Raw genomic sequence first — 12129 nt, 5'->3', positions numbered from 1 at the left:
GCTATGACTCTTACAGAATTACGCTACATCGTTACCCTCGCCCAAGAGCAGCACTTCGGCCACGCGGCCGAGCGTTGCCATGTCAGCCAGCCGACCCTGTCGGTGGGCGTGAAAAAGCTTGAAGACGAACTCGGTGTGCTGATTTTCGAGCGCAGCAAGAGTGCCGTGCGCCTGACTCCGGTCGGGGAAGGCATTGTCGCCCAGGCGCAGAAAGTGCTGGAACAGGCCCAAGGCATCCGCGAACTGGCCCAGGCCGGCAAGAACCAGCTGACCGCACCGCTGAAAGTCGGCGCCATCTACACCGTCGGCCCGTACCTGTTTCCACACCTGATTCCACAACTGCACCGGGTTGCCCCGCAGATGCCGTTGTACATCGAAGAAAACTTCACCCACGTGCTGCGCGACAAACTGCGCAACGGCGAGCTCGACGCGATCATCATCGCCTTGCCGTTCAACGAAGCCGACGTATTGACCCTGCAGCTCTACGACGAGCCGTTCTACGTCCTGATGCCGGCCCAGCACCCGTGGACCCAAAAAGAATCCATCGACGCCGCCCTGCTCAATGACAAGAGCCTGCTGCTGCTCGGCGAAGGCCACTGTTTCCGCGATCAAGTGCTGGAAGCCTGCCCGACCCTGGCCAAAGGCAACGACGGCGCCAAGCACACCACGGTGGAATCCAGTTCCCTGGAAACCATTCGCCACATGGTTGCGTCCGGCCTCGGCATCTCGATCCTGCCGCTGTCGGCGGTCGACAGCCATCACTACGCCCCGGGCGTGATCGAAGTGCGCCCACTGACGCCGCCGGTACCGTTCCGCACCGTGGCCATCGCCTGGCGCGCGAGCTTCCCGCGGCCGAAAGCGATTGAAATCCTCGCTGACTCCATTCGCCTGTGCTCGGTGGCCAAGCCGCAAGCACCGGTGGTTGCGGCCTAAGTCGCTGCCATGACCGAGTTGTCGCAAGTGTCGGTGACGGCACTCAAAGGTGTCGGCGAAGCCATGGCCGAGAAGCTGGCCAAGGTCGGCCTGGAGAATCTCCAGGACGTGCTTTTCCACCTGCCGCTGCGCTATCAGGACCGCACTCGTGTGGTTCCGATCGGCCATTTGCGACCCGGGCAAGACGCCGTGATCGAAGGCACCGTTAGCGGCGCCGATGTGGTCATGGGCCGTCGCAGAAGCCTGGTGGTGCGCCTGCAGGACGGCACTGGCGGGCTCAGTCTGCGTTTCTATCACTTCAGCAACGCCCAGAAAGAAGGCCTCAAACGCGGCACGCGCATTCGTTGCTACGGCGAAGCACGGCCCGGCGCGTCGGGACTGGAAATCTACCACCCGGAATACCGCGCCATCACCGGCGACGAGCCGCCGCCGGTGGACGAAACCCTGACTCCGGTTTACCCGCTCACTGAAGGCCTGACCCAACAGCGCTTGCGCCAGTTGTGCATGCAGACCCTGACGATGCTCGGCCCCACCAGCCTGCCCGACTGGCTGCCGAACGAACTGGCGCGGGACTATCAACTGGCGCCGCTGGCCGATGCGATCCGCTACCTGCACCACCCGCCGGCCGATGCCGATGTCGACGAACTCGCCCTCGGTCATCACTGGGCGCAGCACCGTCTGGCCTTTGAAGAACTGCTGACCCATCAACTGTCCCAGCAGCGCCTGCGCGAGAGCATGCGCTCCCTGCGCGCGCCGGCGATGCCGAAAGCCACCCGGCTGCCGGCCCAGTATCTGGCCAACCTCGGTTTCACCCCAACCGGCGCTCAGCAACGGGTCGGCAACGAAATCGCCTACGACCTCAGTCAGCACGAGCCGATGCTGCGGTTGATTCAGGGCGACGTCGGCGCGGGCAAAACCGTGGTCGCAGCCCTCGCCGCACTCCAGGCCTTGGAGGCCGGTTATCAAGTGGCGCTGATGGCGCCCACCGAAATCCTCGCCGAGCAGCATTTCATCACCTTCAAGCGCTGGCTCGAACCGCTGGGCATTGAAGTCGCGTGGCTGGCCGGCAAGCTCAAAGGCAAGAACCGCGTGGCCGCACTGGAGCAGATTGCCAACGGCACACCGATGGTGGTCGGCACCCACGCGCTGTTTCAGGACGAAGTGCAGTTCAAGAACCTCGCACTGGCGATCATCGACGAACAGCACCGCTTCGGCGTGCAGCAACGGCTAGCGTTGCGGCAGAAAGGTGTCGGTGGGCGGATGTGTCCGCATCAGCTGATCATGACCGCGACACCGATTCCCCGGACGCTGGCCATGAGCGCCTACGCCGACCTCGACACCTCGATCCTCGACGAACTGCCGCCCGGCCGGACCCCGGTCAACACCGTGTTGATCACCGATACCCGGCGCGTCGAGGTCATCGAGCGGGTGCGCGGCGCCTGTGCCGAAGGGCGTCAGGCCTATTGGGTGTGCACGCTGATTGAAGAGTCGGAAGAACTGACCTGCCAGGCCGCCGAAACCACTTACGAAGACCTCACCGCCGCCCTTGGCGAGTTGAAGGTCGGGCTGATCCACGGCCGCATGAAGCCCGTCGAAAAAGCTGCGGTCATGGCCGAATTCAAGGCCGGCAACCTGCAACTGCTGGTCGCCACCACGGTGATTGAAGTCGGCGTCGACGTGCCCAACGCCAGCCTGATGATCATCGAAAACCCGGAACGCCTCGGGCTTGCGCAATTGCACCAGTTGCGCGGTCGTGTGGGTCGGGGCAGCGCGGCCAGTCATTGCGTGCTGCTTTACCATCCGCCGCTGTCACAGATCGGTCGTCAGCGTTTGGGCATCATGCGCGAAACCAACGACGGGTTTGTCATCGCCGAAAAAGACCTTGAGCTGCGCGGTCCCGGCGAAATGCTCGGTACGCGTCAGACCGGCCTGCTGCAATTCAAGGTCGCGGACCTGATGCGCGACGCCGATCTGCTGCCCGCCGTGCGCGACGCCGCCCAGGCGCTGCTGGAACGCTGGCCGGATCACGTCAGCCCGTTGCTCGACCGCTGGCTACGTCATGGGCAGCAATACGGCCAAGTGTGAGCACCGTCGCAGTTTCTGAACCACCGTTCTGAGCAAGCTGGTTATACTCCTGCCATTGTTTTAAAACGGATACAGACCATGACCGAAGTTGCCCTCGCACCCGCCTCCCCGCACGCTCCGTCGGTTATTCGGCTGATGCTGGGCAAACTGGGTATCGCCTACGAAGAAGTCCTCGACCACCACGGCCTGAACGCCGCACGCAAAGTGCAGGCTGTTCTACTCGATGACGCCGTGGGCACGCTCATGGTGCTGTTCCCGCAGAGCCAATTGCTGGACCTCAACAGCCTCGCCGAACTGACCGGCCGCCGCCTCACCGCCGTGTCGACCGAACGCCTGGTAAAAATGCTCGGCAAACACAACCTGAGCCTGCTGCCCGGCATGCCGGCGCTTACCAGTACACCGTGCCTGTATGAAGAAAGCCTGCTGCGCGAGCCGAAGTTGCTGATCAACTCGGGCGAGCCGGGCATGTTGCTGGAGATCACCAGCGAAGACTTCAAGAGCATGCTGACCAAGGCCAGCGCCGCCAACTTCGGCGAAGCGCTGACCAGCATTCGCCCGAACCTCGACCGTCCTCACGATGACCGCGAGGAAATCACCCAGGCCGTTCAAGCGTTCACCGCGCGGCGCATCCAGCAGCGCCTGGAAGAGACCATCGAGATTCCGCCGCTGGCCGAGACCGCGCAAAAGATCATCAAGCTGCGTGTTGACCCCAACGCCACCATCGACGACATCACCGGCGTCGTCGAAACCGACCCGGCCCTGGCCGCACAAGTCGTGAGCTGGGCGGCGTCGCCGTACTACGCGTCGCCGGGCAAGATTCGTTCAGTGGAAGACGCCATCGTGCGGGTGCTGGGTTTCGACCTGGTGATCAACCTCGCGCTGGGCCTGGCCCTGGGAAAAACCCTGAGCCTGCCAAAAGACCATCCGCAACACACTACGCCGTACTGGCAACAATCGATCTACACCGCCGCCGTCATCGAAGGCCTGACCCGCGCCATGCCCCGCGCCCAGCGCCCGGAAGCCGGCCTGACCTACCTCGCCGGCCTGCTGCACAACTTCGGCTACTTGCTGCTGGCGCACGTGTTCCCGCCGCACTTCTCGCTGATCTGCCGCCACCTGGAGGTCAACCCGCACCTGTGCCACAGCTACGTGGAACAACACTTGCTGGGCATCAGCCGTGAACAGATCGGCTCGTGGCTGATGCGCTACTGGGACATGCCCGAAGAACTGGCCACCGCGCTGCGCTTCCAGCACGACCCGGGCTACGACGGCGATTACGCTGAATACCCGAACCTCGTGTGCCTGGCTGTGCGTTTGTTGCGTAGTCGCGGGATTGGGTCCGGACCGGATGAAGACATCCCCGACGCCCTGCTCGAACGCGTAGGCCTGACTCGCGACAAAGCCAACGACGTCGTCAGCAAAGTGCTTGAGGCTGAAGTGCTGCTGCGCGAACTGGCTTCGCAATTCACCCAGGTCTAAAGCACTACGGGCAAGCCCACTCCCACAGGATTTACGCGATCCCTGTGGGAGCGGGCTTGCCCGCGATGAATCCAACTCAATCCAACTGAATGACACTAAACCCTGTGGTGAGGGGATTTATCCCCGTTCGACTGCGCAGCAGTCGCAAACCCAGCCAACACGGTACACCTGATACAACCCAGTCTCAGGTTTCAGGGCCGCTTCGCAGCCCAACGGGGCGGTGCGACGCTTCGCCAAGTCCCCTCACCACAGGGTTTACCATCGACCTCAAGCCTTGGCTTTAGCCTTCGCCTTCCTCGGCTTCAAATACTTGGTCAACCCCTGGAACCAGATCACCAGCGCTGGGTTGCCCTTGATCTGAATCGACTTGTCCTGAATCCCCGTCATAAACGCCAACTGCTTGTTCTTCGCCTGCATCGTGGCAAAGCCATACGCCGCATCCTTGAACGCGATCGCAAACGCCGGCTCGGCATACACGCCGGACTTACTGGTGATGCGTTGATCCTTCACAAAGAAATGCCGCGCCACCTTCCCGTCCAGGGTCTGTAGTTGAAACACCAATTCCTTGTCACCCAACTGCTGCTGAAACGCAGGATTAGTCCGACTGGCCTTACCCATCAACAAACCCAGCATCCACAGAAGAAAACGAAATTTCATGCGCACAGCCTCAAAAGGAAAATGAACGGCCGGCGCAGTGTAGCGGCTTCAAGCAAGAACGCCACTGTCTGGTTGCGTTAGAAGAAGATGCAGGTCTTTTTGACGCCAATGACTACCAAGTCACGCCAACTTGATCGGTCCCACGCGCAATAAAGGAATGCATCCCGTGACGCTCCGCGCCACCTCCCTACACCGCCCCTACACCTGAAGAAACACAATCCTGTAGGAGCTGCCGAAGGCTGCGATCTTTTGATCTTGATCCCCTCAAACCTCTCGGACATTTCCTTCAACACGCCGGGCTGTCCGTGAACTAGGCAGTCTTCGGTATCACCGATAGTCTCTGGTGGTCGCCGCAAAATCGGTGACACGGACGTGCAAGTCCGAATCCAGGTGCGCAATTGCTTATGGCTATTCGTCGAGCGTTTTCCTATGCTCGCGAATCGTTATGGCGGCTGTGCGTCGGAGGCCTTCGGGTCTGCCGGTTCCTGGATCGGTCTTGCACACCAACGCACAGCTGCCACCTCTTTCGAAGTGCAAAGCGAAACGGTGTCAGTCTCTTAATTCCAGGAGATACATCTATGATCAAGCCAACACCGAATCCCCCCGAACACGAAGACACATCCCCCTACGAATCCTTCGATTCAAAAAAGCTCCACGAAGCCGCCGAGCGCGCCCTAGATCTTCACCTCGGCACACCTGCGGATAAAAAACCTAAACGTCGCAATGGCGACCTCTTCATCGTCGCTCCCGACCTCCACACCGAAACCATCCTGGCCAACGCCTCGGAAGACCTGCTGTCCATCAGCGCCATCGCCGCCGACCTGGCCGACAGCGTAGAAGGCTCACGCCGCTCCGTCGCACTGGCACTCAGCAGAATGGCGGTCGGTGTGCATCTGTTAGTGGAGCGAGCGCTGGACCATATTGATTCGCCGAATCCGGCGGAGCATCGGGCGAAGGTGTAGCGGAACCGCGAATAGAAAAAAGGGGACGTTAAGTCCCCTTTCTTGATGATCCCTGACTCACCACTGACAACCAGTCTCTGGTGGCGAATCCATACTGATATCTTGCTCAAACGAATACTTCTTTCCGGATTTATAGTTCATATAAGTCATTCCATAAATCCGGGCACCCTGACTGACCATTTCATACTCCCCCGTCAGCGCACCGTCAGCCACTTCTATCCACGTCGTCGTGAACTGATAGGGCCCATCTTCAGTCATGACTTCATGCTCAGTGTTCCGATGGACAAGAGCAATGGCCTTCTTCGATTTGCTGTACTTAACCCCCGCCCCACCCCACTTGGCGACCGAGTCGTAATAGGTTCTGAACTCAAAATTGATGCTTTTGCCTTCCTGCGAACGGAAGCAATAGACCTCTGTTGTGACTTCGCTGTGAGCCGCCAGCGGACAAAGGATTAGCGGGGCTAGAAAAAACGAAGACAAATATTTCAAACCGATCATTCCTCTAGTGGTTAAGGGAACCCATATTCTTACGGGAGTAAAAACGAGAAGTTGCAGTTGATAATGTCTCGTTCTTCTAAAGCGAAAAGTCCGACACCTGACTAAGCATCCAACACTGCCCCCGCACAAAGCGGTACTCGATCACATAGTCGGTATCAGGTTTTTGCAGTATCGCCGTAGCGTTGTCGCCCTGCTGCTGCTTGACAGTCAACGTCAGGCCATCAGCCTCTCTTTTCACTCGATCCGGGATGAGCGGAAACTTGATCTGATCGCCGCTCACGCTGCGTTTTTCTAGCTCAGGTTCGGGATCTCCTGCTACGGTCGTGCCTAATTGCAGTGGCTGTTGAACGAACGTTTTTTGCACGTCTGCGCGCTCGGAAAAGGCTGCGAGGAACCCTGAAAACTCGTTCGAGGGACAAGCAACATTGGCCGCGTTACCACCGGTTTTGCGCGGCTCCTGGCTGATGCTATGTTCCATTTTTGAATCCGCAATAATCTTTGCATCCAAGTCTGCCAGACGCATTTTAATACTCGCCGCATCCTTGTAAGCACATTGAACATCTACGCCCGCTTCCAGATTTCGCCCATCGCGGCAGTTCTGCAATTCAGGATCTGGCAGGTCACCGCGAAAGAACCCCAAAGACAACTGACCGCCGTCCTTGATGAGCGGCAACTCCAGCGTCGAATAGGAATAGCCTTCGAAACCACTGTTCGACTCTTTGTTTTTCGTCAGCAGATACAAGGACTTCCCCGCTCGCTCAGGGAATTTGCGCTCGAAGAAGAACACCGAAGCTATCTGTTCGCCATTGACGGGTGCCACATAAGTGAGGTTTGGCTTCGTAGCACTCATCGTTGCGTAGAAAACCTCACCATCGGAAACGTGTGCGCCTTTCGTCTGATCTTTGAGCGTGTTCTTCAAGAACAATACCGTGATCTTCTGATTACCCACCGAAGCCACCACCGGCGGGTGCATCTGCTCGATGGTTTGAAAGTCTTTGGCTAATGCTGGTTGTGACGAAAAACCGATGATTGATACAACTATGTACACACAACTAAAAAACCTGGCCATTTCCATTTACTTCCCTGTTGATCCACGAACTGATCATTCTTAAAAAAACTTGCGCCTGCAATTTTTTCAGTTTGATTCAGGTGTGCCGCATTTCAGCTTTTTGATTTCCGAGTTATGAATCGGAATCACACAAGCGAGGTGCTTCTCTCCGGGCACACGAAGCTCCGTCAGGCTAAGCGTCAGGTGCAAACAATCTTCAGCAAATGCATGAACCTCAAACCCAGGATCGTTATAACCCGACCAAAACGATTTGCCGTCAAAACTACAGCGTAGAAATGGGACAGATCTATTTCTTTAATTCTTTCATCTATTTTGATGGCGGAGCGACCGCAATCTGCCTGGCGCGATCAAGGGTCAGACGAATCAAGCAACTAGCAGATTGCTCACCATATATAGACTTTACGCACTCGATATCCCGAAGCTTCATCCAAGCTCGTTGAACCTCACGAAACGCGGTTCTTTTTTCGTCACTTAAACGATTTGCCTTGTCATGGTAAGCCGAATTAAGCAGCGCATCCGCATCCGCCAAAACCAACTGATAAATATCGCTCTCTTGCACTATTTTTACTTGAGGCAAACTCTGAGGTAGATCCGCATCCCAGTTATTCAGTCCATTATTGTCATCAACTCTTAGCTTGACCGTTTTATTATCAAACCACCCATATTGATTTTTTGTCTGCTCCGACTTGTAAAGCAACTCAATATAAATTGGGTCGTTTCCCCGTTGCGGATCATTTAGCAGAGTCTGCTTTAAAACACTGACATTTCCATTTCCCTCATCCAGTTCGAAAGAAAAGCAAGGGTTTGGCCCAGGCTGAGCAGCTGACTTGCTAGCACGCATACAGGCCGCTCGAGCGGAGCCGCTTGGCTCATTACTTCCCGTTTCTACATCTTGAACTCATTAGCAGTCTCAGATTAGGGGCCGCAGAATAGTCGGCTTGTAATATCTTCGCGGAATAGAACGGTTCTGCTTGAACGGTAGCAACGCTAGATACAAAAAATGCTGAGCATGCCAAGAAAATTATATTTTTAACCACAAGTACTAATTCCATTTAGTTCAAAAAACTGCAAACCACTGGGACAGATTTAAAAAATTATTTATCGCAAGCCAAATCTACTTTACAAATAAATTCGCCACTTTTTTTGCTTCTGCTCATCTGTGAGAACCACTTAATGAACGTTTATATTCTTTTTAATATAGGATTTTATTGATGCCGCATCCTTATAGGCAAAGTGCTCCTCCTCGCCCTCCTGGTAACCATCAATACCGCTTAGATGCTTATCGAACCGAATTAGTTTATTAGTCACCAACTGATTTTTCGCCCCCTTCTCATAACTATAAACCTGATAAAGGGTTCCATAGGTACCAATACCCCTACTGGTAAGCTCCCAAGAAACCAAAACCAATACATTTTTCTTCCCTTGTACGGGGTAAAAGAACAGCGACTCAATTTTAGGATCTGAGCCAGCGACATCATACTTATCAACTAGACTTTTAACCTTGCTTTTATCAGCCTCTGCTGTCTCTAGAACTAGCGAGATAGGGAACTCTGCATCTCCCGTATCTAAAAATGATAACTCGCCATTATCTACAACGTTTGTTTTAAATGGACCTTGAATTACCTTGCCTTGCAAAAACCTCGCATCATCTTGAGCAAAGCTTATACCCGCCAAAATAAAAAAGAAGAAAAACGCAGTAAGTCGGAGCATTGTGAGCACTCTCTTAATCAAAGATTCATTAGCGTTGCGAGAGATTGGAATCGGTTATTCCTATCCGTATATCCATTTTGGCCACCATTCACCATCTGCGTTACGTTAACGACACTGCCTGTCTTAGCAATATCACAAAGCTTCGTCCCTCCCTGACCAGTTTTCGTGAACCAGAATACGAAAGCAGACTCCACACCGTATTCGATCGAGGAAACCAGTAGATCAGGATTGGCCACGAAATCCTGTATATCCGTTGGATTTTTCTGATTATGAACATTCGTAAATCTTAGATATTCCGACTTCCCCGTTACTTGAAGCATTCCTCGGCCTCGATATGTATACCCCTCTTTGCTGGTCTCATCGCCGTTACCCATTCTATTAGCATAAACATAACTACCGAGGTTTTCCGCGTTCATAGCATAATAACTTTCTTCCGACCATAGCTTGCTACGCAACACGCCAAATTCACAGCTATCAGTTTGCTCATTATACCCGTTAACATTATTTTGCCGTCTGCACCCGTAAGTCTTTTTCATTTGTCGCGCACTATACCTCAACCCTTCCTCAATAATTCTAAAACCACTTTCATGGCCAATTTGAGAAAGAAAGTGCGCGATCGCTTTGGGCTCCTCCAACTTGTATGCCAGTGCGTATTTATTTAGATAGGGCAAAATATTTCTATGATGCTCCTCGGCTCCGTCTGGATTCGCGGCTCTCAACATCTCCAAAGTAATCAAATCACGCCGAGCAGTAAAATTGGAAATCAAGCCAATGGGATGAATGTGCTGAATATTAATATCTTCAGTTATCCCATGCTTTTGTATCAGTTTATCCCACCAGCTTAAACTTTCTATCCGAACTTTCTCTTCGATCCATTCTTTATGCGGATCTGATTCGTTATGACCCATCAATTCATCAAGGGCATCCCACTTATCTTTTTTGTATTGCCACTCGCTTTCGTAACGAGTAACCATCTGAGATATCGGCTGAGAAAACCAAGGCTTCCCCAACGCTTCTTTTATCTCAAGGGGAGTGAGTTTTTTATCACCATTTTTGTCCAGTATTTTATAAAGCTGTTGCTTCGCTGAACCTTCATTAGCATTACCAATATTCGGCAGATAAGTCGCTCGCTCTTCATCACTGAGACTTTCCTGTGCATGGAGGAAAGCAGCCAGGTGATCCACATTGCTGACGGTTTCATCGATAAAACTGAAGCCTTCCCATTCAAAAGGTGAGTGGCGTGACAAAGTAGTGTCCGGCTCCGCAAACCAACCGCTGATTTCATTCCCGTCGCCATCACCAAGCAACCCGTCTAAACGCCACCAAAGCGTGTAGGTGGTGGCTCCTCCCATGACGACAGGCACCTTAATTTTTTTCTCCGCAGGCAACGCTTCAAGTACTCCGACAGGGACCAAAAAATCGTAGCCAACTGTCTTGTGAGGATCCGTCACTTTAGGTGGGTTTGTCGCGCTCATTCCTTGCACGTGGGTGACCAAAACGCTGCCTTTGGGAATCTTGAGCAGTGTTTTTTCGGCTGCTGGCAAACCTGTAGCCTTCTCCTTGCTCAGATCGGTGAATGCCTTGATGTCTTCGCAGCTAAACACTTCCAAGTGCAGCAAATTTTTGGGGGCAGGATCAGAGTGGTTCTGATATTTCCCTACATGACCAATCAGGCTCCCAGCCTTTACCGAAAATGGACGCTCCAGCACATGGACAGTATTTTTTTCGGCCGGCTCACTCTTCGTTTCAAGCATTGCGGTCGAAACATAGCCGAGCACGCCATTGATTGCGGTCAACGCAGGGACAGCACTACCGCCAACGATTTCTAGCAACTTTTGATACCTAGCACTTGTCCCGTCATTCCCGATTTTCACCTGAGTTCCAATCGGTAGAATTGATTTTATAGCGCTTGTCCGGCTATTCGTTACATGAACGGCAAGGCCATTTTGAGGCGGGTTCATTTCATCTTTCGCAGCGCCACCGATAACGTAGCTATTGGGTGTTGTACCAGCCGCCATTTCTCTCTTGAATACCCAACCGGTTCCCGGAAGAAGACTGGCATCAGCAGGAGTAACACTCACCACCTTGAGCCATCCGTGATCTTCTTCACCTGTTTCAACGACCGTGCCGCGGGGTAATACTGTTAACACAGTGCCGTAACCAGGTTTCCCCCTCGGTTCCTGTCGAACCCTCAGCCCCAGGAGTTTGTCATTAGCAGCTGCCTTGACCTGCCACTTACCACCGTTCCAGAACGTCGGTCCGCCTAATGCGCGAGTAGAATTGTAGGTATTCCAGTCCAGCAAATGCATATAAAGACTGAAAAACGTAAGGCTTGGCCCAGGTACAGTTGTTGCAGGTGACGCGCCGGAGGCAGGTGCTGGTGCGGGGGGCACGGGAACTTCCAGACGGTGCTTAACCAACACAAACCCCGTTGAATAAACCGAATGCATCGAACCGAAATCTGATTTTGGGTATGCCTCGTCAATCCGATAAGCCACAACCTCACCATCAGCGATGCATCTGACTTCAGTCAGATCCCTCACCAATCCAGTGTCCTCATCAAAGTGAACACCGCCGTGCCAAAGGCCATTAGCACCTAACGGGTAGTAACCATCCTTAGCCTTGGCCAACGCCTTATAAAACTGCTGAGGATCTGTTGCTTCTGCCGTTCCTACCTTCAGCGGATACGACCACTTCTCTACTTTGCTCGTTGTCTCAGTCATTACCAATTACCTG

10 protein-coding genes are annotated in these 12129 nt (G+C 54.1%); 4 read left to right on the top strand and 6 right to left on the bottom strand.

All coding sequences use genetic code 11. The annotated features are described in order from the left end of the window. Positions 1–3: 3 nt before the first annotated feature. The 3 genes from IB252_RS12335 to IB252_RS12325 all read left to right on the top strand — a co-directional run bounded on the left by IB252_RS12335 (position 4) and on the right by IB252_RS12325 (position 4497). Positions 4–933, top strand: coding sequence for a hydrogen peroxide-inducible genes activator (locus tag IB252_RS12335; RefSeq protein WP_008150125.1), 930 nt, complete (start codon positions 4–6; stop codon positions 931–933). Positions 934–942: 9 nt separating this feature from the next. After that, complete coding sequence (recG, locus tag IB252_RS12330; RefSeq protein WP_008150123.1) at positions 943–3018, top strand: ATP-dependent DNA helicase RecG; 2076 nt, start codon at positions 943–945, stop codon at positions 3016–3018. Positions 3019–3096: 78 nt separating this feature from the next. Next, positions 3097–4497: an aminoacyl-tRNA deacylase and HDOD domain-containing protein gene (locus tag IB252_RS12325; RefSeq protein ID WP_192408888.1), complete on the top strand. Its 1401-nt coding sequence runs from the start codon at positions 3097–3099 to the stop codon at positions 4495–4497. A gap of 267 nt (positions 4498–4764) precedes the next feature. Here IB252_RS12325 and IB252_RS12320 read toward each other — a convergent pair whose 3' ends face one another. Continuing rightward, positions 4765–5154 (bottom strand): hypothetical protein, encoded by a 390-nt coding sequence (locus IB252_RS12320; RefSeq protein WP_008150118.1) that lies wholly within the window; start codon positions 5152–5154, stop codon positions 4765–4767. 578 nt (positions 5155–5732) lie between these two features. Between IB252_RS12320 and IB252_RS12315 the strand changes: the two genes are divergently transcribed. Next, positions 5733–6116 carry a DUF6124 family protein gene (locus IB252_RS12315; RefSeq protein ID WP_192408887.1) on the top strand — a complete coding sequence of 128 codons (384 nt, stop codon included), beginning with the start codon at positions 5733–5735 and terminating at the stop codon, positions 6114–6116. 57 nt (positions 6117–6173) lie between these two features. Here the strand turns inward: IB252_RS12315 and IB252_RS12310 are convergent, their stop codons facing one another. From IB252_RS12310 to IB252_RS12290, 5 genes are all read right to left on the bottom strand, one after another. Beyond that, positions 6174–6614, bottom strand: coding sequence for a hypothetical protein (locus tag IB252_RS12310; protein ID WP_192408885.1), 441 nt, complete (start codon positions 6612–6614; stop codon positions 6174–6176). A gap of 76 nt (positions 6615–6690) precedes the next feature. Then, positions 6691–7689: a hypothetical protein gene (locus tag IB252_RS12305; RefSeq protein ID WP_192408884.1), complete on the bottom strand. Its 999-nt coding sequence runs from the start codon at positions 7687–7689 to the stop codon at positions 6691–6693. A 301-nt stretch (positions 7690–7990) separates the two neighbouring features. Beyond that, the gene (locus tag IB252_RS12300; protein ID WP_192408882.1) at positions 7991–8524 is read right to left on the bottom strand and encodes a lysozyme inhibitor LprI family protein; all 534 of its coding nucleotides are present in this window, start codon (positions 8522–8524) and stop codon (positions 7991–7993) included. Between the two features lie 329 nt (positions 8525–8853). Beyond that, positions 8854–9393 carry a hypothetical protein gene (locus IB252_RS12295; RefSeq protein WP_192408880.1) on the bottom strand — a complete coding sequence of 180 codons (540 nt, stop codon included), beginning with the start codon at positions 9391–9393 and terminating at the stop codon, positions 8854–8856. Positions 9394–9410: 17 nt separating this feature from the next. Then, on the bottom strand, positions 9411–12116 hold the full coding sequence (locus IB252_RS12290; RefSeq protein ID WP_192408878.1) for a glycoside hydrolase family 19 protein: 2706 nt from the start codon (positions 12114–12116) through the stop codon (positions 9411–9413). Between the last annotated feature and the right edge of the window lie 13 nt (positions 12117–12129).

Origin of the sequence: Pseudomonas sp. PDM10, assembly GCF_014852295.1 — a bacterium.
Classification (GTDB): Bacteria; Pseudomonadota; Gammaproteobacteria; order Pseudomonadales; family Pseudomonadaceae; genus Aquipseudomonas.
The sequence above is the reverse complement of the archived record's forward strand: the minus strand, read 5'-3'. Positions and strand labels throughout refer to the sequence as shown.

Excerpts from the sequence above, each read along its gene's own strand:
- IB252_RS12335 (WP_008150125.1), top strand. The coding sequence starts at position 4 with ATGACTCTTACAGAATTACGCTACATCGTTACCCTCGCCCAAGAGCAG.
- recG (WP_008150123.1), top strand. The coding sequence starts at position 943 with ATGACCGAGTTGTCGCAAGTGTCGGTGACGGCACTCAAAGGTGTCGGC.
- IB252_RS12325 (WP_192408888.1), top strand. The coding sequence starts at position 3,097 with ATGACCGAAGTTGCCCTCGCACCCGCCTCCCCGCACGCTCCGTCGGTT.
- IB252_RS12320 (WP_008150118.1), bottom strand. The coding sequence starts at position 5,154 with ATGAAATTTCGTTTTCTTCTGTGGATGCTGGGTTTGTTGATGGGTAAG.
- IB252_RS12315 (WP_192408887.1), top strand. The coding sequence starts at position 5,733 with ATGATCAAGCCAACACCGAATCCCCCCGAACACGAAGACACATCCCCC.
- IB252_RS12310 (WP_192408885.1), bottom strand. The coding sequence starts at position 6,614 with ATGATCGGTTTGAAATATTTGTCTTCGTTTTTTCTAGCCCCGCTAATC.
- IB252_RS12305 (WP_192408884.1), bottom strand. The coding sequence starts at position 7,689 with ATGGAAATGGCCAGGTTTTTTAGTTGTGTGTACATAGTTGTATCAATC.
- IB252_RS12300 (WP_192408882.1), bottom strand. The coding sequence starts at position 8,524 with ATGCGTGCTAGCAAGTCAGCTGCTCAGCCTGGGCCAAACCCTTGCTTT.
- IB252_RS12295 (WP_192408880.1), bottom strand. The coding sequence starts at position 9,393 with ATGCTCCGACTTACTGCGTTTTTCTTCTTTTTTATTTTGGCGGGTATA.
- IB252_RS12290 (WP_192408878.1), bottom strand. The coding sequence starts at position 12,116 with ATGACTGAGACAACGAGCAAAGTAGAGAAGTGGTCGTATCCGCTGAAG.